Below are 22,975 nucleotides of genomic sequence, written 5' to 3'. Positions count from 1 at the left end.
TGTCATGATTATGCTTCAAGCCTTGAACCAACGCTTGAACCGCATCATGCCACTGATTACCCCAATCAGTATTATTATTGGCGTGTTATGCGGGAGTTTTCTTTCTTCTTATACCTTTTTATCTCCTTGGCTTTTTGCGTTCATGACGTTCGCTGGAAGTATCAGTCTTGGGATACGGGATTTTGTGAACGTGCTGAAGAAGCCGTTCCCCCTGTTTGTATGTCTGTTTATTTTGCATTTGGCGATGCCTCTAATTGCTCTCGGTATGGGTCATCTGGTCTTCCCTACAGATGCGTACACCATAACGGGCCTTGTTCTGGCAGCCGTGATTCCGACAGGAATAAGCAGCTTCATCTGGGTCAGCATCTATCGGGGCAATATCGCACTTACGCTATCCATCATCCTGATTGATACCATGCTTGCTCCTTTCGTAGTGCCCGGGGTGTTATCCCTGTTAATCGGCACCAGTGTTACACTGGACACGGCAGCCATGATGAGCAGTCTGTTCTGGATGATTGTTGTACCATCCCTTCTCGGTATGCTGCTGAATGAGTGGACCAAAGGCGCCATTGTCCCGGTCTGGGGACCAAGGTTGAATCCGTTATCCAAATTGTTTATGGCATCTGTCGTTGCAATTAATGGGTCTGTCGTTGCGCCCTACTTGGCCGATTTCAACTGGAAGCTCGCTGGACTTGCGGTCATCATTATTTTTCTGGCATCATTCGGTTATGCGCTAAGTTACTTCATCGCCCGATTGCTGGGCTGGAACGAGGCCGATCAGGTCGCTCTCGTATTCAATGGAGGCATGCGCAATATCAGCGCAGGCGCAGTACTCGCTGTTTCGTATTTTCCGCCACCTGTTGCTGTCCCGGTTGTGCTTGGCATGGTATTTCAACAGATGCTCGCTTCCCTGACAGGTTATCTGCTCGGTCGTCGCTCTCAGCTTCTGCATAAGTCAGATAAGACATCTGCAGCATAACAAAAATATTGGAATGTTTAAAAACGCCGACATATTAGTCGGCGTTTTGCATTGAGTTGCTATTGTTACTATTATTGCCAAGATACTGCTACGTTTCGTAAACCTAGCAATCAGTTCTTGGCTACAAATCCACTTTCATATTGCCCAGCATCTTGGCAACTTCAGGATTATCAATCTTCATGAATAGACTTTCCTTGGTATCCAGTGTGGAAATGGTTGCAATCTCTTCCGGGCTTAGTACAAAGTCGAAAATATCGAAGTTCTCGATAAGCCGCTCTTTGCGTACTGATTTTGGAATAACAACAACATCCCGCTGCACAAGCCAGCGCAGTACAACCTGGGCGACGGATTTGTTATGTTTCTCGGCAATGGAAACCAAGACTTCGTTGCTGAACAAATTGTTGCGACCTTCGGCGAACGGGGACCATGACTGGTGCTGTATCCCCTGTTCTTTCATGAAAACAGCGCTGTCGACCTGCTGTTGAAACGGATGAGTTTCGATCTGATTGATGACAGGCACAACTTCGTTGTGGACGATGAGGTCCATCAGGCGGTCAGGTAGGAAGTTACTGACACCGATAGCCCTGATCTTGCCCTCACGGTATAGTTCTTCCATCGCACGCCATGCGCCGTAGTAATCACCAAACGGCATGTGAATGAGGTACATATCCAGATAATCGAGCTGCAGCTTACTTAACGATTTGGCAAACGCCCGCTTGGCACTTTCGTATCCTGCATCCTGAATCCAAAGCTTGGTCGTGATGAAAAGTTCTTCCCGCGCTATGCCACTGCGTTTAATTGCACGTCCAACCGCTTCTTCGTTTAGGTAACCGGCAGCGGTATCAATTAGGCGGTAACCGGCCTTCAGCGCCTCATATACCGTGTTCTCACATTCATCAGCATCGGGAACCTGGTAGACACCAAAGCCAATAATCGGCATTTTCACTCCATTGTTCAAGGTTACAGTTTGCATATTCAATTCCTCCTATGGTTCAATTGTGAATCGCAAGTGGTCACGTATTCCTGAAATTCAGCAACGAAGCGAGGATTCCACTTCCGGCCGACTTGCGTTACAATAACCCTAGCTCCTTCGTCTTACACGAAGTCAAGCGGTCTCCAATATTTTTTTAGAAGGAGGAGTACATATGTATACTGTCCAGGATGCTGCCCAGCTTACGGGACTCACAGAGCACGCTGTTCGCTTTTATACGGATAAAGGCTTGGTTCCGAGCATTCAACGCAATAAAAATAATATTCGGGTGTTTGATGAAGAATCCATCAATTGGCTACATGGCGTCAAATGCCTCAAGCAGACAGGTTTACCGATTGAAAATATTAAAACATACGTCGATCTCTGCCTAGAAGGTGATTCAACCGTTTCGCAGCGATTCGCACTTATGATGGAGTATAAGGAAGCGGCGCTGATTCAGCTTGAGGAGGCCAAGAGCCGCGTAGCCCATTTGGAAGAGAAAGCACGTCAATATCAGGCCATTTTGGAGCAGCGCATCCCGGATATGACCAACCCGGTCAATTGGGAAACCAAGCGTGACGAAGAAGGGAGTTGTCCTGCATCCCGTTTAAAAAGTCGCAGTCTTCCTGAAGCCGAGGTTTCGGCTCAGTGCCCAGCAGCTGCTATGAAGCAGCAAACTAACATAGTATCTTAAACTTCACATGATATAGCTCACGTATGTTCTAAACATATAGGCTATCTCTTACATTATATATATCTAAATGAGCCTGAGTAAAAACGCCGACAACATTGTCGGCGTTTTTCGCCACTACAACCCTCTGCTGGAACAAAAAAACCATCAACAAGTGATGGTTTTTCATGAAATATCCTGTTCAGAAATCTGCTGCTCATGATGCCTTTATGCTTATTTCGGCTGAATATATCCTTCAGCTTTGAGTAGTTCTGCGATCAGAACCGCACCACCTGCCGCTCCGCGGAGCGTGTTGTGGGACAATCCCACGAATTTGTAATCATAGAGTGAGTCTTCGCGCAGTCGGCCTGTGGAGACACCCATTCCGCGTTCGATGTCACGATCCAGTTTTGTCTGTGGTCTGTTCTCTTCTTCAAAATACGTAATGAATTGTTTTGGTGCACTTGGCAGAGCCAGTTCCTGCGGACGACCTTTGAACTGCAACCAACGCTCCAGAATTTCGTCTTTGCTTGGTTTTTTCTCGAAGTTTACAAACACGGTCGCCAGATGCCCATCCGTTACCGGTACACGAATACATTGTGTTGTAATTAATGGAGCCGATGCTTTGACGATCTCATTATTTTCAATGCTGCCCCAGATCCGCAGTGGTTCCTGCTCACTCTTCTCTTCTTCGCCACCGATGTATGGAATGACATTATCAAGCATATCTGGCCAGTCCGTAAAGTTTTTACCTGCTCCTGAGATTGCTTGATACGTGGAAGCAACAACCTGAGTCGGGTTGAACTCACGCAAGGCGTGCAGTGCTGGCACATAGCTCTGAATGGAGCAGTTTGGTTTTACGGCAATGAATCCGGTTTTCGTACCCAGACGTTTGCGTTGAGCTTCAATCACATCGAGATGTCCCGGGTTAATCTCAGGAATAACCATTGGTACATCTGCCGTCCAGCGGTGAGCGGAGTTGTTGGACACGACAGGTGTTCCTGTTTTGGCATAAGCCTCTTCGAGCGCTTGAATCTCATTCTTTTTCATATCAACCGCGCAGAAAATAAAATCAACCTGGCTGGCAAAAGCTTCGACCTGGGAAGCATCCTGAACAACGATTTTTTTCACAGATTCCGGAATAGGAACTGCCAGTTTCCATCTGCCTTGTACGGATTCTTCATATGTTTTACCTGCCGAATTGGCGCTTGCAGAAATAGCTGTTACTTCAAACCATGGATGTTGATCGAGCAGGTCCACAAAACGCTGACCCACCATTCCCGTTCCTCCGACGATACCAACTTTCAATTTTGCTGACATTCAATCATCATTTCCTTTCGGTTTAAGTGATTCTTCTCATTGATCAATTTCATAACTCACTAAAAACGTATTATGAAATGGACTTCCTAATTAACACTATTCAGGCAATTCCAAAGCGTGTAGTCACAGCCCCGAAAAAACCAAAAAATCCCATCCCCAAGACAATAGTCTCAGGGACGAGATTGAACTCTCGTGGTACCACCCAGATTCGCCAATATGTCACCATATCCGCCTCTTCAAGTAAAGGTTTACAACCATGTTGCTAGCTGTAGACCGTTCATACTCTAGCTCTGTAACAGGAGCTCCTGTCACACCATCCCTTAACGCTAAGTTCCGATGTGCTGCTCTGAGTCTTTATTCAATAAAAAGTTCTTTACTCCTTTTCAGCTGCCGGAGCTCTCTTTGAAAGAATGATTTTTATCTACTCGTCTCTTCGTCGCATTTGATATTGCGATTATAATATCAAAATTACCGTGATGAAGTAAACACATTTTTTAAAATCATGGAATTTATATGTTTCCAGCGGAGCTGAACCATTCAATTATCGCAAGAAAAACTTCAGCTAAATGGTCAGTCTTCTGTGAAAAGTGCGTGATAGACTTTTTTCTTATAAATTGCTGCTAATAACTATTTCATTATTGCTTTTTGGCAATAATCGCATACGTTCCCAGTGGGCTCCCAGGCCCCGAGGCATGATGTGTCCTAAGTAATTTCAGTTCAGAAAGAAGAAGTGTTTTTACTTTGTCCGGGATCGGAAGCAGTTTCAGTTCCACAGGCGCTTCTGCCAGTGTCATTTCGGTTTCCCAGCGACCATCCTGCAGCTCAGGAGAATGGATCGAAGTCTCTTCCTTAATCGTCCAGCCCGCCGCAGAGACAAGCTCTTGGATGTCCTCCGGTGTAAAAAGCGTGCGCACATTGGAGAAGCTGTTCTCCTTGTAACATTCGACCTGGGACTGAATCAGAACGGATAACCAATGTGAGAGCTGGCTCACATCTGTTACTCGTGCATCCCATTCGGCGAAGCATAACTGATGTCCCCACGTCCTAACCTTGCTAACAATCTGGGCAAGTTCGTCAAACGATTTCAAGTACCAAGAACAATGGGAAAGTACGATAACATCAAACTCATTCTCGGCGAATTGGGCCTGATCACTTAAAATGTCGTAATCATAATCCATTCGAATTCGGTTACCCAGTGGAGATCTCCGTAGCTTGGCTGCCGCTTCGCCTACGGTCAGCGGTGCACCATAATCCTCAGGTGCAATATCTACACCATGAACGTATCCCTTCTCCCCTACCAGATGTGCAAGCACGGCCGTTGTATCTCCCTGACCACAACCGATTTCCAGAACGCGGCTGCCTTCCTGTATCCCCCAAAAGAGTCCCAGTTTCATCCGATGCTCAGTCTGAATGTACTGAGTGGCGGCGTTGTCCTCCACGTCCATATACTTAATAAGGTCCCTGATGATAGATTCATTCATGATTCCTCACTCCTCAAAGAGCAACTTGAACTTCTTGCTCATTGTAGCGTTACTGGAAGAATTGTACAATGCTAGAGTCTATGGCAGAACCATGGCACGGAGGAGAACCCGTCCTACAGCAGATATAAACCTCTGCTACATATCAATCCCTATGCCCACTGGGTTGCAAGCTTCTGAAGATAGGGTGTCAGCATGGGCTGTAATTCCTTGCGCATCAGTCCGATCTCCAAGATCGCCTGAATATATCCGAATTGATCACCAATATCGTAGCGACGTCCCTCTAGTTCAAGGGCCAACAGCTCCTCCACCTGACTCACTTCTTTCAAAGCATCCGTTAACTGATATTCCCCTCCAGCCCCTCTCTCGATCTGATCAAGGATTGGAAAGATGGAAGGTTTCAGAATATATCGTCCCATTACAGCTGTCCGGGATGGTGCTTCCGCAAGGGAAGGTTTTTCGACCAAATTGGTGACCCGGTGAACCCGGTCCTCAGCACCATTCGAATCAATGATGCCATATTTGCTCACATTTGCCGCGTCTACCTGACGGACACCGATGATCTGGTTGCCTGTTTTTTCATAGAGATGGACCATCTGTGCAAGTGCAGGCGGATCAGACACCATAATATCATCTCCCAGCAGTACAGCGAAGGCATCATCCCCTACAAATTGCCGTGCACACCCAATGGCATGCCCCAGACCCAGCGGTTCTTTTTGACGAATAAAATGAATATTTGCCATCTCGCTGATCGCCTGCACCTCTTCCAGTAAAGACTGTTTGCCCTTGGCATACAAAGAATGTTCAAGTTCAACCGATTTATCAAAATGGTCCTCTATGGATTTTTTGTTGCGTCCGGTCACAATGAGGATATTCTTAATGCCTGATTGTACTGCTTCTTCAACAATGTATTGGATAGCTGGTTTGTCTACAATCGGTAACATCTCTTTAGGCTGTGCTTTGGTTGCTGGCAGGAAACGGGTTCCGAGACCCGCTGCCGGAATAACTGCTTTTTTAATTCGCATTTCATCATACACTCCTTTCATTTGCTTTTTATAACCAATATTGCACGCTGTAGTCAGCTAAGTAGCGATACGAAACACCCAATATCTGCTGGCCATATAGTTCAGAACCATCCCCATCAAGGTCGCCAGTATCTTGCTCATCACGAGACTCCAACCCAGCATGTCGTGCAAAGTCATCAGAATGAGGGCGGATAACGCGAGAACAATGAGATTGGTGATTAGAAAACGAATAAGTTTTGTTCTATCGCCACCCCCTCGTACCGCATCTCGAAAAGTCCACCTGCCGTTCAGCCAATAACTGTTCGCAACACCGCAGCTGTACGAGATTACTTGAGCCATCAGAACCGGTACACCGACCACTGCAAGCAAAGCAAACACCACCGCATCCACTGCCGTATTTGCAACACCTACAATTCCGAACTTGAAGAGTGTGACCAGACGATTAGTCATGATGAGCAACTCGGGCTGTCAATCGGGATGGCGCTTGCAGGCTCTCGGCCTGAACCACATCTCTCACAATGTATAGCGGACGTGCCTTAGTCTCATCATAGATACGGCCAACGTACTCGCCCAGAATGCCCAGCATGATCAGGATGAATCCGTTAAACATCAGCATGATACTCACAATGGATGGCCATCCCTTAATCGTTGAATCCGTAAATATGGCCGAACCAATAACCGTTAACATATAGATGAATCCGCCAACCGACAGGATCGCACCTACATAACCTGCAAGTTTAAGCGGTTTATGTGAAAATGACGTAATGCCATCCAGGCTTAGCTTCAGCATGCGTTTCAGCGGATATTTTGTTTCGCCTGCCAGACGTTCATCACGTTCATATTCAATAGCAGTCTGACGAAACCCGACCCAACTGACCAACCCGCGCACGAACCGGTTTTTCTCGGGAAGACGTTTCATCTCATCACATACTTTGCGGTCAATCAGGCGAAAATCTCCGGTGTCTACCGGGATATCCGTATCCGTTGAGGCACGAAGTACACGATAGAACAGACTCGCCGACCATTTTTTGAAGCGAGTTTCCCCGCTTCGTCTGGTGCGACGGGCATATACGACTTCATAACCCTCTTTCCATTTGGCGATCATATCGAGTATCAGTTCGGGAGGGTCCTGCATATCCGCATCAATAATAACCACCGCATCCCCCACTGCATAATCCATACCCGCTGTTATCGCGATCTGATGTCCGAAGTTACGGGCAAAATCAATCAGTTTTACACTCTCGTCCCAACGGGCGTAATCACGGATCATCTGTGCACTTCGATCCACGCTGCCATCATTGACAAACAACAGTTCATAGCTCTCTCCCGTGCTGCCCATGACCTTCTTCAGACGCCGATAAGTCTCCTCGATCACCGCTTCCTCGTTATACATGGGAATAATAATGCTGTATCGGTACGCGTGAGCCATGTTTGTCCCCTCCCTTTTCCAATGGACTTCGTTCGAGATTTTCATTCTATACAAATTGGACTAAAGATTATTTACACTGCATACTTCGATGACAGAACAACCTTCCAATCGCTGTTATCCCCAGATTTTTTTGATTCCTTTACTAAAGGGAAAATCCGGGGATAGCGTATGCTTCCGATGTAGCTTTCTTGCAGAAAGCTTGTAGGCGAACGCTTCGCTTTTTCAGGTTTTTTCTATCCTCTCCGTTATCGTGTAAATGGTAAGTTCAATTTATATAGCTATAATTTCACTTCGTACAAGGTGGACTGTCCGCCGAATCCAAATCCGGCTCTGTTCCCGGTGTCTCCGTTATCCGTATCTCCGCTGTCTGTGCCTGTCTTCCATTCTGACGTTGGAATCTCGGTTCCGTGCTCTTTGATCCAATCGCTAATATCCGAGTTCCCTCCGCGGCCCCCCATGCCACCAACCATGAAGTATTTCACTTGCCCGCTCTTGACAAGTTGCTCAAGTTCCTCTGTTGTGTACACCGGGTCTGAGCCGGAGAAACCTCCAAGTGTAATGACCCCTGCTCTTTCATCGATGATATAAGGTGCTGCCTGATTATAGTCCGTAGTGGCAAAGAGATACGTTTCACCTGTATTGTGCTCTTTCAGATAATTCAGTGTGACTGTATCCACTTCTTCGTTACGGTTACCCATTCCGCCACGGCCACCCATCGTACGCATTTCTGTGTCTCCTGCACCGCTACCCATCGGCATGCCCATTCCTGCTCCACCAAACATACCATTGGAACCAGTGGGTCCTGCTGCCGGAATCATGCTGTTACCACCATAAGTAATTGGGGTGAATGCCCAGTAGATTGGACCGATCAGCATCACCATGAATCCCGCGATAATGAAGCTCTGTTTCCATCGATTTGTGCGATGAAGCATAACGATTAGGATGACCGTAATCAGAATGCCTGCGATCAATTCACTAATGGACCAGCCTGCACCAATCGTATCGTTATACACCTGCATGATATACCAGCCGAATAGAGTCGTCAGCAGCACGGACACCGGAAGCAACCATGCCTGCCAGCCATTGCGATCATGATATGACTTCCACATCGCTACAAATCCTGCGCCAGTCAACGCCGCAATTGGAGGTGCAAGCATAATCAGATAATATTGATGGAAGAAACCTGCCACACTGAAAAAGGCAGCAACGGGAAGCAGCCATGCCAGCCAGAACAAGGCCTCCTTGTGCTTGCTGGTTATATTTCTCCGTCTTAACCCTGCAAATAGGGCAATGCACCCAAGCAACACAACTGGCAACAGCCAGCTAGCTTGACCTGACAGTTCAGTCTGGAACAGACGCAAAGGACCTTTCTCCCCTGTACCAAACATTCCGCCCATGCCTCCGCCGAAATTTCTTCCGTTTGGCATTTCCACATCATTCGGCATCTGCCCGTTCGGGAAATTGCCATTCGGACCATTCATGCCGCCCATGGCGTTTGTGCCATTTGAACCATTCATATTATCGTTATCCGGTGCATTGACATCTTGCCCAGCGCCAGGAACACCACTGCCTGTCTGATTAGGGCCTGAAGACAAGTCTCCTCGATTGCCACGATTATTTCCCTGTCCCATACCATTTGGCATACCTGCGTTACCTGCGGTATTCTGCTGACCCGTTAGGCGAGCCAGACCATTGTATCCAAAAGCGAGTTCCATGACAGAGTTAGTTTCACTGCTGCCGATATAAGGCCGCTCGTCTTCGGGTATAGAATCCACAGTGACCGCCCAGGATAAGGAAACGACCGCCAGAACCGCTGTGCTGCCGATCAGCAGGATGATCTTCCTTCTCCATTTCGCCTGAAATGCAAGCAGATAGAACAAGTAAAAAGCCGGGAGTACCATGTAGGCTTGAAGCATTTTCATATTAAAGGCTACGCCTATTAACCCAAAGGGAACCAGAATGCGCCAAGCACTGCCTTGTTTGCTGCCTTTGAACAAAAACCATGAACCCAGCAATAGTGTAAACACCAGCATGCTGTCAATATTGTTGGTCCGGCTGACTGCCGCCACGACAGGCACAGTTGCCATCGCAAGTGCCGAGATTCGTGCTGCTGCAAGTCCATATGTAGGTTTCACCATGAAATAGATCAGGAGCACCGAACCGATTCCCGCTAATACCTGCGGCAAAATAACGCTCCATCCGTGCAATCCAAAGACATAGGCAAAGGCCGTCTGGATCCAGAAGACAACAGGTGGTTTATCTACAGTGACCGAGCCTGCTGAGTCTAGTGAAGCATAGAAAAAGTTATGGAAGTTGCTGAGCATACTCCCAACGGCAGTCGTATAATAGGAATTGGCATATTGATCATTCCAGATACCGTACCCATTCAAAAATGCCGCCAGCAATACAATCGGCAGAAGGACAAGATCCATCCTTCTTTTGGTGTTATTCAAAGTTAATCACTCCTTCAAAGTTCTTCATGTCTAGTATTGTGACATGCCAAAATAAAGCTGGGATGAGTGCCCGCTGAATGTTGTCTGAGGATAATTCACAATCCTTTCAGCTAAATTTCAGTTTGGCAAGCGATAATACAACATACAGTCCCTCCGAAGCGAGGGAGAAGTCTAGATGGATCAAGCAGGGAGAGAACGTACATTATGAAGCTTAGCAGCGGAATTAAAATACTATTGGCAGATGATGAACCACATATTTTGCAATTTCTGGAACTTGGATTAAGCAATGAAGGCTTCGATGTGCGTACAGCACCGGATGGAGCGGCTGCGCTTGAGTTGGCGCTTGAATTCAAGCCACATATGGCTATTTTGGATGTCATGATGCCAGAGATGGATGGATTCGAAGTGGTCGAGCGGCTGCGTAAGACCGGTGCCGAGGTTGGCGTAATTATGCTGACAGCGAAGGATGAAGTCGAGAATCGGGTTAAGGGCCTTTGGTTAGGTGCTGACGATTACATGATCAAACCCTTTGCCTTTGACGAGCTGCTCGCCCGGATTCAGGCCAGACTGCGTAATCAATTTCCTTTATTAATAGGAGCCGTCACCCACGGTCCCTTCCGAATTGATGATCAGCGCAAAGAAATCACCTATCAGAATCAGGTCCTGGAGTTATCTCCTACCGAATACGAACTGTTAAAATTCATTGTGCTTAATCATGGAATTGTGCTGAGTAAAGCGACCATTCTGAGCCGGGTGTGGGGGTATGATTTTGGCGGGGAAGAAAATATTGTGGAAGTATACGTTCGTTCCTTGCGCGACAAACTCGGGGATAAAGAGCATAAACTCATCCGCACGCTTCGGGGTGTCGGATACAGGGTGGATCTCTGATGTACTCGCTGCGTAAGAAAAATAAACTTCGTTTAAGACGTCTGCACCAATGGATCTGGCCTCGTTCATTACGATCTCAATTGCTCTCACGTTCTCTGTTCGTGCTTGCTGGGCTGTTATTGTTAATCGGTATCCTGCAATTCTGGATCATGGAAAGCTTTCTCTACCGGAATCAGGCAAAAACCATGGAAGAACAGCTCATGTCCATGCCCCCAGTTTGGCTCGGAATCCAGTCACGTAGCGGATCTTCCAACAATCCTTTTGGTGGACAGGCAGGAAACGGGTCTGGTAATCGGGTGCTGTTTATTCCTGACCGTTCACTGGCCCTGTTTGATAACCAAGGTACGTTCGAGGATGTTTTTGGGGAAGACGGTCTGAAGGCCCCTCATCTATCAACCGTTGAATATCAAGACATTACAACAGAGTTGAAAGAACAAAAACACATTCCCTACCGGATCGTCACGGATAGCCAAGGCAATGAGCAATTGATTGTATTCGCTTCACCCGGTCCACGCAATCGCGGTTTACCTATGGTCCAGATGGGCACGGCTACAAAGCCACTGAGAGACTTGATTATTAAACAACTTCTGATCTTTGTGATGTTATCGCTGTTGGCCATGGTAGCCGGTCTTATTCTATACACTAAGGTATTACGCCGGACGCTGGTTCCCCTATCTAACATGGTGAATAAAGTACAGCAGATCGATGCAGGCAGCCTCGCAGAACGCCTTCCCGTCGTTCAGGGACAAGAGGAAGTGGATCAGCTTGCGCTTTCATTCAATGGCATGCTTGAAAGGCTGGAGAACTCATTTGAAGCAGAGCGGGAATCGAAAGAACAGATGCAGCGTTTCTTGTCCGATGCTTCTCATGAGCTGCGTACACCGCTTACCTCCATACACGGCTTCATTGAAGTTCTACAGCGGGGTGCAGCGACCAATCAAGATCAATTGTATAAAGCACTGGACAGCATGCACGGCGAATCCGTACGAATTAACAAGCTGGTTGAAGATTTGCTGTTACTAACCAAGCTGGATCAGGCTCCAAAGCAGGAGCGGGAGGTCATTCAGCTAGACAGTCTGCTGCTCGAAATGCAATCACAACTCGCCATGATGGCTCAGCAAAGATCCATTCATCTTGACCTGACGGCTGAAGTGTATGTACTGGCTGACCCTTACAAGCTGAAACAGGTTGTGCTGAATCTGTTCCATAACGCGGTGCAGCACACCGATCCAGAGCATGGAGCCATCTCCATAACGTTGTATGCCACGCACCATAAGGCTGAATTATCAGTGAAAGATAACGGTACAGGCATTGAACCTAAACATCTGCCGCGTATCTTTGAGCGATTTTACCGCACAAGCAGTTCTCGTTCGCGCAAACAAGGTGGCGCGGGTCTCGGTCTAGCCATTACCCGCTCGATTGTGGAGTCGTATGGTGGGAAAATTACCGTACAAAGTCAGGTAGGCTTGGGAACTGAATTTATGATATTAATGCCGTTGTATAAGGCTGATGTCTAGGCTGAGCATAGCCTCCAAGTAGGCTATAAGTTGGCTATACGTTGGCTATACGCAGCTTTACGTAAGATCTACTTGATCATTACACAAGCTCTAGTCAAGTTCTCCAAACGCTGCTTTACTTTCATTTTAATTCCGGCTTTTTATTGCATGACGAATCCCCCTCTCATTTCGGTTGAGGAATGAAGGGGGGATTCTTTTTGTATCCGATTGATAGAGTGGTAGAGTAGTGGCCCAGTTGGTTTCGGGCTTTCGCGTTTTCAGGCTAACGAATCTGAGACGTCTTATTCAAGGATTTGGAGCGTCCGCAGAGATCTAATGAATCTGAGCCACGTTATATTAGAATAAACAGCCGTTTACTGCGTTTTTCTAAGGGAATTTCGGGAAATAGCGTGTCTGATGTTCCTTACAATTTAAGTAACGTAGAGAAAGGCCGAATAAGACGTCCTATGTTCGTTAGAAAATCGTCTACCCAATCGTCAAGATCATCCAGTATGAACCTCAAAACTTTTTAGCCCCTCATATCCATCATCGTATGGCTTACCTGAGTCTGAGCTTGAAGACACACTCTAAAATTCATCCCCATCTATTGGTGCTTTTGGCAACGGTGGATTACCAAGGGTACACGCCATTCTCATCTAGGAATTCTCCGTTATGGCGTTTGCCATCCGTCGCATAGCGCACGATAATCGCAGCGCCGGCTTCTTTTGATTTACCGCCTTCGGCATTGCCATTAAGATCTGTTGATGTAAATCCGGGCGTTACTGCAAAGACTTGTGCCCTGCTGTTTTTCACTTCATAAGCCATCGAAAGTGTCATGGCACTGTTGGCCGTTTTGGATGAGTTATAGTCGAAAGCGTTTAAAGTAAATTCCGCATTTTGCATATGGTCCAGAGAAGCCATGTCGGTTGATACATTAATGATTGTGCCTTCATTATCTTTGATTAACGGGAACAATCGCTGATTCAAACGGAAGGTGCCGAAAAAGTTCACTTCAAATGCGTTCCGCAGATCTTCCTCTTTTGTATCCGTGAAGGAATGAGAGAAAGCACCCGGCATACCCGCGTTATTGATCAAAAGGTTTATTGCAGGATAAGTCTTCTGAATCGTATCGGCTGCCTGCTCAATGCTCTTCAAGTCAGTCATGTCAAGCTGTAGAAATTCTACGTCTAATCCCCTGGAAGTTAACTCGGAAACAGCTGCTTCCCCCCGTTCGACACTACGTGCGCCAAGAATAACTTTCCAACCCGCTTCACCCAACTGCTTGACGATTTCATATCCAATTCCTTTATTTGCTCCGGTTACAAAAACAGTCTTTTTCATGCGAATCCTTCTTTCCATAATTTGATTTATATTTAACAATGTTTAAGTTACTATGCTACACTTAGTGTAGGTCAAATTATTTTTATAAAAAGAGGGATTAACATGTTAACGATTGGAGAAGTAGCGAAAAAAGTTGAAATTTCCATTGGAGCGATCCGCTTTTATGAAAGAAAGGGACTGCTGAAACCTGCTGCACGAAATGAGCAGAATAACCGTCTTTATTTGGAGGATGATCTGAACTGGCTCGTTTTTATCAAATGCCTTCGCGAAACCGGGATGAGTGTGGAAGACATTAAAAAGTATTATGATCAGGTCAATGAAGGAACCTCCACGCTGAAGGAAAGAACCAAGCTGATTGAGGATCAAAAGCAAAAGTTGCTGAATGATATCGAGGAGAAGAAAGCGCAGCTTGTTCATTTGGATAACAAACTGGAGCGCTATTATCGTGGAGAAAATTATTAACACAATCCTTGTCCTATAAATTGAATGACAGAAAAAATCAGGCAGCCAGCAATAACTGTCTGACCTGATCCGAAATTTTCATATTATAGCTATTTTCAATGAGGATAAAAATCCAATCAAAAATGACCTTCGCCCTTACACAGTTGATAATGGTTATAGGGTTCATCCTCGATCTCGATCAAAGTTAAACGTTCAAAATTACATTTCTGTATCACCTTATTGGATGCTTGATTGGTAGTCAAAGCGATGGCATTTAACACTTCCACATTTGTATCTTCAAACAAATACTCCGTCATTCCTTTCAGAGCTTGCGTTGTATAGCCACGGTTCCTGAAATCTTTAGATATACCGTACATAATCTCCCGATTGGGTGCTGGAAGTTCGTCCTTGATCCCTGAGCAGCACCATCCTATGAACTCATCATTTTCTTTGAGTACGATAGCCATACGTAAACATAACTCTCCAATATCCCCTCCCGCCATCACTGCTTGTTTAAAACGCTGATTCTCAGGGATTTCATATTCAGTCAGCCACAGGGTCCTCTCTTCAATTGTAGCGTTCCATCCCGGTAGGAATTCATACACCTCAGGTTGCCACGTAATTTCTTGCAGTTTTTCCAAATCCTCAATTCTATACTCACGCAAATAAATATCCTTGCAATCGATGATTAATTCATCAGTTTGTATGGGTTGGTTCATAAGGTTGCCTCCACATATTAATTTACATTACATCATTATAGAGCCGTGTACCATTGCCTTAAAGGCAATGCCTTGATATGTATAGTGTCAGGATCTTGGGTTTTTTCAAGTTGGGGAAAACACTCTGGATATTGAGCCAAATATTCGCTAACACACCATCGAACCGACCAGTTAATATCTGTTGACCAATTTATCCAATGGTGTATTTCCTCCTTTGGAGCATTTTGCAATAATCCATGCATATACCATCCACGCACTCCTCCTTCTGTTTCATGCATTAAGGACACCCAATACAACTTTCGCTCTCGTTCGTTCATCGGTTCGCCGAGGGTCGATACTGCAATTTTACGAACAATAGCGGATGAATCCTTCGTGAACTTCCATAACTCTTCACGTGATAATTCGCCCCTCTCAACTATAACGGTTAAAGAGAGCGCTTTTTCGATATCATCCATTGAATGAATTGCGCTGTATGGATTTTGATTTTTTATACTTATCATGGGTAAAGTTTTTGATATGTACCTTGGCTTATCTGCCCTGTTCATACAACGAATTGTATTCTCAACGTTAATTCGAGGAGCCAAGTTATGATCACCCTCAAGTGGTTCTCCATGCTCGACTAAGAAGTGTCTCAGCATCTCGGAACTTAAACTCGGAAATTGGGAGAACAAATGGGCAGCAACACCAGCCACAAGCGCAGCAGCTCCAGAGGTCCCCCCATAAAAAGATACGTGCTTACCAGAATCTTCAGTATCATAAGAGGGGATTGTAAGGTGTAGTCTGGGCGCTAATATATCTGGCCTAAAGTGACCATCCCCATTTCTGCCATAAGGTTCATCAGGGAAAGGAACGTGTAATGAACAATCGGCCTTTCCACGATCCACGTAGCCCCCTACTGCTAAATACTGTATTGGAGGCATGATGTTATTTAAACGGGTATTTCCATTCGAACAAATAACCAAAATGCCCTGTTGCACAGCTGTCGCCAATGCTTTAACCGTTGAATTTTCACTCGTATTTTTGAGATGAACTTCATTATCTAATGCTTGCCAACCAGTGCTTAAAATAATTTTTATATTCCATTCGACCCCATGTTCAAGAATCCATTCCATTCCTTTTTTCAGACGTTCTCCTTCTCCAGTTGTAAATGCTCCATGATCTAAAACGATAAATGTTGCTGCTGGTGCAATCCCCACATGAATCTGTCCCTCTAATAGAATAGGTTCATGGGCCAAAGCCAGTACACTCATAAGGCCATGCTCACCTTTCCGATTATCCTCCTCCCTGTTCATAGATGAAATGTCTCGCATAGTGACAGTCATATTTTCATGTACGGCAACACATTGGATTCGTGTATTTAAGTGATTTACGAGATGATGTGGTTTAATTGAGTCGATAATTACAATCCCCACACCCAGACCAGAAGTATGAAAATCAGGCCGTTCAGCAAAACCTAACCTTTTCCATGTCGGATCGGGTATTGCTCTATCCACACGATCACCTCAGATTTTGATATCATTAGAATACTCTCGCCTTCCGCTTAATGTACATTACCATTTATCCAACTAACATTGGCAGACCCCAAGCATCCTAGCGATCTTTTTATGCTGGACTCAAACAAGCCCCTCTTTTTCCATAAACTCATCTTTGGTCAATCCAAAGAGGATCAGATCTTGGTATTTTCCATCCATATAGATCACCTGGCGACGCACACCTTCCTGAACACATCCAAGTTTTCTCATCATTGCTGCGGAAGGTTCATTTCCTTGGAGTACATAATCATTAAATTTGTTGAGCCTACGCTCGAAGAAAGCATACTTCAGCAAAATTCGTACGGCTCTGGTTCCGTATCCTTTTCCTCGATGATCCCTGTCAATTTGAATGCCAATGCTAAAGGTACCGTTTCTCTCATCAATGCTGTTCAGATTCACACCTCCGACATTTTCACCATCCATATTTACAATTGTAAACATGATCCTTCCTTTGGTTAAAGAAAAATCAGAGAAGTTTTCCGTAAAACTCTTCGCTTCAACATGGGTTGGCGGCAACTCTACTGCACACTCCAATAACCGACGGGCAGGTGTATCAAAGCGGTTATAATAATGATCCTCCCAATCTTCTTCACGCAAAGCACGTAATCTGATCTTATCATCCTGCCAGAAATATTGACTATAATCGATCTCTCTCATTCCAAGTCCCCCCGCATATTCAACCAAATTTTTACTTCGAGCTAAAAACATAATAACCCATAATGTGGAATTGGTGGAGATTTGTTTTCAATAAACACAACGAAAATAACCCCCGAACAGGACAAACCTGCCGGAGGCTACGCTCTACTTTATATCAAAATCTCATTACGAATCTTCCGTATATTGAGGCTTGGATACGTTATCCGGAACCGTTTCGTCAAAAACATCCTGACCTGGATAATCCCGTACTTCCCCCTCGTGAAGCTCATGATTTTCATAATCAAAACGATGTGCAGACCTCTGATCCACTCGCCACGGCGAACTTTTCCCGAGAGACTCGGATAAGAGAGATGAACCGTAAGGACCCTCCGGGAATTCTTCGAGTGTGATATCGTTTCGCTGCGACTCCACCGTAGACACATCGGTATATTCTTGCCGTTCTTCACGCAAAAACTTATCTTTCATCGTTTATTCCTCCTGATCCACTTCAGATGACTTATTGTGAGCGAGGACAAACGCATTTATGCATGATTATTGAAAACACTGCGTTTATGGTTCTAATCCATCGTCTTATTCATCACCGGATTAATCACGTTAGTCATCGCCATCACAATTAGCGAATCCATATTAAAAGTACAAAAACAATGAGGCCAGCCATGCTAATCCAGGTATCACGTTTGGACCATACCAATAATGATGAACGTCCTCCGAGCATAGAGTGCTCTCTAACTTTACGCATTTCCATCGCAATGGTCATATCCTCTGCACGTTGAAACAGTGCCATTAACAAGGGGATCACCATCGGTCCCAGGTCACGAATTCGCACGGTATTTGGTCTCAAAGCTGCCTTTCCACGTGCCCGTACGATCAGTGAGAATCGCTGCCACTCACTCCAGATCATCGGGATAAACCGAAAGATTAACGAAACAGCAAGAGCAAACGAAGCTACGGGCAACCTGATCTTTTTACCGATACCGAGTACCCAGTTAAGCCCTTCTACCATTCGCCCATAAGGTGTCGTCAACGAAAACCAAAGGCTTGCCAATGTGACGATAAACAAACGATACACATTCAGCAAAGTGCCCTCCGCCTGCATCAGGGAAAAGCCAAAGTGCAGACCTCCTCCTTCTGTTGAAAGAGTTGTCCCAGATAGTGCCGTTGATATGATGAAAAATAATAATAATGGCTTCATTAACTTCATACATCCAGCCAAAGTCTGACGCGGGAGCACGGCAAGTGCTGCCACTACCGGCACCAGTGTTAAAGTCAATCCCAGCCAGCGCTGTTGAAGCATCGCAGCAGTGACCAGTAAAATATACAAAATCCATTTCAGACGCGGATCCATGACGCCATATAATCCCCCTGAATGAGTCATTGTGTTCGGAAGAAACTTTGGATCATCCTCCGTTTTAATCGACGACAGCATCAGTGCTTCTTTTTCATACTTCATTACATCGCTCTTGACTTCCATCGTTACCGTCCCTGATGCTTCTATCGATTCGTTTTGAATCTGTACTTCAACTGACTTGGACTGAACAATGCATTCAACCATCTCCTCTGGCGTCATCGCGGTCAAAGGCAGCTCAAGACCCGCTGCTCTAAACTGCTGTGCCAGTCGCATCGAAGGTGGCAGGCCGATCCCTGTTTGCTCCAGCAGTTCAGGTCTTTTGTGAAGTTCTCTCGGCGTAAGATCGGCGATTAAACGACCTTCTTGCAATAACAATACCCGATCCGCACAAGGCAAGAATGTATCCAGATCATGGGTTGCCACCACGCCCCCACCACCTGCCAGACGATGTTGCTCCAATACATCCAGCAAAAGCCCGACACTTTGCGCTTCCAACCCTGCGCTCGGCTCATCCAGCAGAAGCCAGTGTGGATTGGCCACACTTCCGAGAGCAAGACCTAACCTGCGCTTCTCTCCCCCACTTAGAGCAAATGGCGACCTGTCCAGATGAAAACGTCGATCCAACTCCGAGGACACTGGCGGGTCCCATTGGTTCAGTGCGTTTGTGATCTGCTCTTGTTGCTGTTTCTCTGAAAGTCGATATGGACGCAGAGAATATGAGAATTCACGCTGAATACTTCGGGCAAACAGTTGTTGTTCCGGAAATTGAAACAATAGTCCCATTTGCAATAAAATCGACTGCGGCACTTTTCCTTCTTTCCAGAAAGATGTGCTCCCCAATGTGATACTTCCTGCATCGGGCGGTCTCAGACCAGCCAACGTCTGTAGTAAAGTTGTTTTTCCTGAACCAGTACAGCCCAGCAGCAAGGTGATTTCCCCGCTGTTCAACTGTACACTCACATCTTCAAGCAGTGCACGTTTGCTCGAATCCGATGCTTCTATACGTATATTGGTTAATTCGATCTCCAACGTGCGACCTCCTTAGCCAGTTGCTCAGGTCGCAGTGGCATGGCTTCTGGCATCATACCTTTTTGCTTGAGCAATAACGCAGTTTTTACAGTAAAAGGAGGGTCCAATCCTAACCGTTCACAGGGAGATAGCTGTACATTTTCCCGAGTAGCCTTCTCATTCAGCTCTGTTTCATAGAAAAAGGACTCGGGCTCCCCGTCGTACACACAACGTCCCCTCTCCATAGCAATGATTCGATCACACAGGGTTGCTTCCTCCAGATGGTGTGTAATCCAGATCACCGTTGTCCCCCGCTGGGTAATCTTCTGAACGATGGCTTGCATCCTGTCCCTTGCTCCCGGATCAAGCATGGCTGTTGGCTCATCCAGAATCAATATATCCGGTTTGGCTGCGAGCGCTACAGCAATATTAAGCAGTTGTTTCTGTCCACCGGATAATTGTGAAATGGCCTTCTCCGGGGGATATTGAAGTCCTACGGTATGTAATGCATCCTGCCTGCGCTCCGATTGCCCTTCTACAGATTCCATCAATGGTGACAGCGCAAAATGAAACTCCTCTTCAATCGTATCTCCAAGTACCTGAGCATCAGGTTGCTGCAATACACCCCGAACGGTAAGTTCATCCGAGATATTCCGTACCCCTCCCGATAGTGGAATGAATCCAATCAGTAGTCCAGCGAGTGTGCTTTTTCCACTGCCATTCGCCCCTACAATACTAATCCATTCTCCTTGGTGCAGCGTAAGTGAAACCCCATCCAGTGCTTTTCTCACCTGACTACCTTCGGAAGCATAATGCACTCGAACATCTTCTAATGTAATTATAGGCAGGTTGCCTTGCATCGTAAATTAGTCCTTTCCCTTTCTATTGTTATGTGGTACGATCCTAATCGTTAACCACATTTATATAATTGGTTAACAATCATATTACCAAAATGGAGAGGATTGTTCAAACATGAAATTATCTTTGCGAGGCATTGTATTCAGCGCACTTATGGCCGCAATTTTAGTACTATTTGGTTACATAAGCATTCCCATTGGCTTCTCCCCTGTACCGATAACATTACAGACCTTGGCTGTCATGCTGGCTGGAGGGTTACTTGGTCCACTCTATGGTTTTCTAAGTGTCACGATGGTTGTTCTGCTCACCGCTCTTGGATTTCCCTTGCTACACGGGACCGGAGGACTTGCGGTACTTCTTGGACCTACCGGAGGATATGTGATGATGTGGCCGATCTCCGCATTATTAATTGGACTGTTGCTTGCACGAATCAACATCAAAGGTGTAACAGGATTCATGCTCGCTTTTGTTGTATTTGAACTATTTGGTTCACTGCTCGTGTATGTCTCGGGTGTCCCTTGGCTTGCATATGCATACAAAATGGACTTACCTGAGGCCATGATTCAAGGGTTCTATCCTTACATAATTGGGGATCTGATCAAGGCTGTATTTGCTGCCATCATCATTGCGCCCGTGCGCATGGTTTTCCCACCTCAACGTCTCACAGGTAACATGCATTCAACGGTTATAAAAGCGGATTCTTAATAGAAGCTACATAAGGTAACTGATCTGCCTATCTTTGAAAACGACGAAACCGCCAAAATCACTTTGGCGGTTTTCGTTACTTCTCTTCTTCTAAGGTTGTTCTGTCATCGGAGTGATCCGTGTAAATCTTCTTTAGTTCAACTTATATATTCACCTGAATTAATTGACGCTCTGTAATCTGAAATTGTTGATCCGCTGTATTTTCAATAAACCTCTGATCATGAGATACATACAGAATCGTCCCTTCATAGGCCTTGATTAAACGCTCCAACGCTTCCAGTGCATGCATATCAAGAAAATTCGTTGGCTCATCCAGCAATAGAATGTTATATTGGCCCAGAAACAAGTGACATAATTGAAGACGAATCGCTTCTCCTCCACTTAATGTCCCAACCTTCTTCAGCAAGTCATTACCTGTAAACTGCATCGCATGCAACGCACTTCTGAGCTCTGATTCCTCATACTGCGAACGATTTTTCAGGAATTGTAATACGGTCTCTTTTGTCGTGAAACGATAGCTCATTTGCTGAAAATAACCGAGCTTTGCTTTTGGAGACATTGTGATGTGATCCCCAGCATGGAAAACATGGTTAAGCAATGTACTTTTTCCGCTGCCATTGGCTCCGGTTATCGCTATTTTTTGTTTTAATGGAATTTGAAAACTTACATCGTCCAACAATATATTTCCATCCACTTCAAGTGTAAGGCGATCTGCCATAATCGGAAATCGGTTGTGCAGCTCCAGTGTCTTTGGCTGACGGAAGATCATAGGCCGATCCTCTTGCACCGCTTTTACCTCGTGAAGTTGTTGCATTCGCTGTTCAATCGCTTTAGCTGCGCGGTGCACCGCTTTTTGACTGGTGCCTTTGGATTTTGTTTCAACCATACGGTTTGTTTTTGCCTTGGATTCTTTTTTTGACATGCTGCCGGCCTGCGTTATTTTCTCGGCTTTCTTCATCTTTTCCCGGGCGGCCAGCTCCAATCGTCTTTTCTCCTTCGAGAACTGTTCATGGGCCTGATTTTGCTGTTCACGCTCCAGCCTCTTCTGTGCCTGATAATCACTATAGTTGCCGGAATATACGCGAACCTCACTTTGATGGATTTCCCAGATCGTGGTCACCAGTTCATCCAGAACCGCACGATCATGACTGATCATCACAAGCGCCCCATAGTAATAACGCAATTCATCCAGCAAAAATGTAATGCCCTCTTGATCCAGGTGTGTTGTTGGTTCATCCAGTAACAGTACTTCATGATAATGAGTGAACATTTGAGCCAGCTTTAGACGGGTCTGTTCTCCGCCACTCCATGCTTGGTCGTGTTGAGGTATGGCTAATTTACTGAGCAAAGCCCCGTCAACTTCGATACTTTCGTTAGACTGGGGTGGTTCCACTTGTTCCAAATAACCAAACTCTGCAAAACGTTTTACCTTTCCGGCTGTTGGCTGGATCTGTCCCGCAATGAGTTTCAACAATGTACTTTTACCCTGACCATTACCACCCACTACACCAATACGATCCAGTTGATGCACAGCCAGTCGCTCAATGTTCAGGATTACTTTATCCATATAGGTCATCTCAACCTGTTCTAATTCAAAACATATCTTTTCCATATTCGCTACCTCCGAAATAAGATTTATTTCGTATCGATAGCGAAGC

Annotated in this window: 21 protein-coding genes and 1 other annotated feature; of the genes, 6 read left to right on the top strand and 15 right to left on the bottom strand. The window is 45.7% G+C overall.

What is annotated here, in order from left to right; all coding sequences use genetic code 11:
• The first annotated feature begins 10 nt into the window (after positions 1–10).
• Positions 11–979 (top strand): bile acid:sodium symporter family protein, encoded by a 969-nt coding sequence (locus QNO02_RS13310; RefSeq protein WP_047842786.1) that lies wholly within the window; start codon positions 11–13, stop codon positions 977–979.
• A gap of 121 nt (positions 980–1,100) precedes the next feature.
• On the opposite strand, the gene QNO02_RS13305 is transcribed toward QNO02_RS13310, so the two are convergent.
• On the bottom strand, positions 1,101–1,952 hold the full coding sequence (locus QNO02_RS13305) for an aldo/keto reductase (RefSeq protein ID WP_017688714.1): 852 nt from the start codon (positions 1,950–1,952) through the stop codon (positions 1,101–1,103).
• Positions 1,953–2,124: 172 nt separating this feature from the next.
• On the opposite strand from QNO02_RS13305, the gene QNO02_RS13300 reads away from it, so the two are divergent.
• Positions 2,125–2,643 carry a MerR family transcriptional regulator gene (locus QNO02_RS13300; protein ID WP_105598559.1) on the top strand — a complete coding sequence of 173 codons (519 nt, stop codon included), beginning with the start codon at positions 2,125–2,127 and terminating at the stop codon, positions 2,641–2,643.
• A gap of 210 nt (positions 2,644–2,853) precedes the next feature.
• Here QNO02_RS13300 and asd read toward each other — a convergent pair whose 3' ends face one another.
• The 6 genes from asd to QNO02_RS13270 form a co-directional block, all read right to left on the bottom strand.
• The gene (asd, locus tag QNO02_RS13295; RefSeq protein ID WP_289392342.1) at positions 2,854–3,939 is read right to left on the bottom strand and encodes an aspartate-semialdehyde dehydrogenase; all 1,086 of its coding nucleotides are present in this window, start codon (positions 3,937–3,939) and stop codon (positions 2,854–2,856) included.
• Positions 3,940–4,108: 169 nt separating this feature from the next.
• Positions 4,109–4,385, bottom strand: a binding site (T-box leader).
• A 189-nt stretch (positions 4,386–4,574) separates the two neighbouring features.
• Positions 4,575–5,420 (bottom strand): class I SAM-dependent methyltransferase, encoded by an 846-nt coding sequence (locus tag QNO02_RS13290; RefSeq protein ID WP_091031041.1) that lies wholly within the window; start codon positions 5,418–5,420, stop codon positions 4,575–4,577.
• A 149-nt stretch (positions 5,421–5,569) separates the two neighbouring features.
• Entirely contained in the window at positions 5,570–6,442 is an 873-nt protein-coding gene (gene galU / locus QNO02_RS13285; RefSeq protein ID WP_289392341.1) for a UTP--glucose-1-phosphate uridylyltransferase GalU, read from the bottom strand.
• 57 nt (positions 6,443–6,499) lie between these two features.
• Entirely contained in the window at positions 6,500–6,892 is a 393-nt protein-coding gene (locus QNO02_RS13280; RefSeq protein ID WP_091031044.1) for a GtrA family protein, read from the bottom strand.
• Positions 6,885–7,871, bottom strand: a complete 987-nt coding sequence (locus tag QNO02_RS13275; RefSeq protein WP_289392340.1) for a glycosyltransferase family 2 protein — start codon at positions 7,869–7,871, stop codon at positions 6,885–6,887. The genes QNO02_RS13280 and QNO02_RS13275 overlap by 8 nt, the downstream gene beginning before the upstream one ends.
• 278 nt (positions 7,872–8,149) lie before the next feature.
• Positions 8,150–10,303, bottom strand: a complete 2,154-nt coding sequence (locus QNO02_RS13270) for a glycosyltransferase family 39 protein (RefSeq protein ID WP_289392765.1) — start codon at positions 10,301–10,303, stop codon at positions 8,150–8,152.
• 225 nt (positions 10,304–10,528) lie between these two features.
• On the opposite strand from QNO02_RS13270, the gene QNO02_RS13265 reads away from it, so the two are divergent.
• Together QNO02_RS13265 and QNO02_RS13260 are read left to right on the top strand one after the other, a co-directional pair.
• Positions 10,529–11,212 carry a response regulator transcription factor gene (locus tag QNO02_RS13265; protein WP_036670730.1) on the top strand — a complete coding sequence of 228 codons (684 nt, stop codon included), beginning with the start codon at positions 10,529–10,531 and terminating at the stop codon, positions 11,210–11,212.
• Positions 11,212–12,729 carry a sensor histidine kinase gene (locus tag QNO02_RS13260; protein ID WP_289392339.1) on the top strand — a complete coding sequence of 506 codons (1,518 nt, stop codon included), beginning with the start codon at positions 11,212–11,214 and terminating at the stop codon, positions 12,727–12,729. Before QNO02_RS13265 ends, QNO02_RS13260 begins: the two co-directional genes overlap by 1 nt.
• A gap of 609 nt (positions 12,730–13,338) precedes the next feature.
• Here the strand turns inward: QNO02_RS13260 and QNO02_RS13255 are convergent.
• On the bottom strand, positions 13,339–14,049 hold the full coding sequence (locus tag QNO02_RS13255) for an SDR family NAD(P)-dependent oxidoreductase (RefSeq protein WP_133384592.1): 711 nt from the start codon (positions 14,047–14,049) through the stop codon (positions 13,339–13,341).
• Positions 14,050–14,151: 102 nt separating this feature from the next.
• Between QNO02_RS13255 and QNO02_RS13250 the strand changes: the two genes are divergently transcribed.
• Positions 14,152–14,511, top strand: a complete 360-nt coding sequence (locus QNO02_RS13250) for a MerR family transcriptional regulator (protein ID WP_076249478.1) — start codon at positions 14,152–14,154, stop codon at positions 14,509–14,511.
• 116 nt (positions 14,512–14,627) lie between these two features.
• Here QNO02_RS13250 and QNO02_RS13245 read toward each other — a convergent pair whose 3' ends face one another.
• The 6 genes from QNO02_RS13245 to QNO02_RS13220 form a co-directional block, all read right to left on the bottom strand.
• Positions 14,628–15,209 (bottom strand): GNAT family N-acetyltransferase, encoded by a 582-nt coding sequence (locus QNO02_RS13245; protein ID WP_289392338.1) that lies wholly within the window; start codon positions 15,207–15,209, stop codon positions 14,628–14,630.
• Between the two features lie 35 nt (positions 15,210–15,244).
• Entirely contained in the window at positions 15,245–16,702 is a 1,458-nt protein-coding gene (locus QNO02_RS13240; RefSeq protein ID WP_289392337.1) for a S8 family serine peptidase, read from the bottom strand.
• Between the two features lie 120 nt (positions 16,703–16,822).
• Entirely contained in the window at positions 16,823–17,398 is a 576-nt protein-coding gene (locus tag QNO02_RS13235; protein ID WP_249910855.1) for a GNAT family N-acetyltransferase, read from the bottom strand.
• Between the two features lie 165 nt (positions 17,399–17,563).
• The gene (locus tag QNO02_RS13230) at positions 17,564–17,863 is read right to left on the bottom strand and encodes a hypothetical protein (RefSeq protein WP_289392336.1); all 300 of its coding nucleotides are present in this window, start codon (positions 17,861–17,863) and stop codon (positions 17,564–17,566) included.
• A 148-nt stretch (positions 17,864–18,011) separates the two neighbouring features.
• Positions 18,012–19,775, bottom strand: a complete 1,764-nt coding sequence (locus QNO02_RS13225) for an ATP-binding cassette domain-containing protein (RefSeq protein WP_289392334.1) — start codon at positions 19,773–19,775, stop codon at positions 18,012–18,014.
• Positions 19,760–20,614, bottom strand: coding sequence for an ATP-binding cassette domain-containing protein (locus tag QNO02_RS13220; protein ID WP_289392332.1), 855 nt, complete (start codon positions 20,612–20,614; stop codon positions 19,760–19,762). Before QNO02_RS13220 ends, QNO02_RS13225 begins: the two co-directional genes overlap by 16 nt.
• A 112-nt stretch (positions 20,615–20,726) precedes the next feature.
• Here QNO02_RS13220 and QNO02_RS13215 point away from each other — a divergent pair, with 112 nt between their 5' ends.
• On the top strand, positions 20,727–21,317 hold the full coding sequence (locus tag QNO02_RS13215; protein ID WP_076214865.1) for a biotin transporter BioY: 591 nt from the start codon (positions 20,727–20,729) through the stop codon (positions 21,315–21,317).
• A 142-nt stretch (positions 21,318–21,459) separates the two neighbouring features.
• Here the strand turns inward: QNO02_RS13215 and QNO02_RS13210 are convergent, their stop codons facing one another.
• Positions 21,460–22,929, bottom strand: coding sequence for an Msr family ABC-F type ribosomal protection protein (locus QNO02_RS13210; protein WP_289392330.1), 1,470 nt, complete (start codon positions 22,927–22,929; stop codon positions 21,460–21,462).
• Between the last annotated feature and the right edge of the window lie 46 nt (positions 22,930–22,975).

Source organism: Paenibacillus sp. PK1-4R (genome assembly GCF_030369595.1).
In the GTDB taxonomy this organism is placed as follows: domain Bacteria; phylum Bacillota; class Bacilli; order Paenibacillales; family Paenibacillaceae; genus Paenibacillus.
The sequence above is the reverse complement of the archived record's forward strand: the minus strand, read 5'-3'. Positions and strand labels throughout refer to the sequence as shown.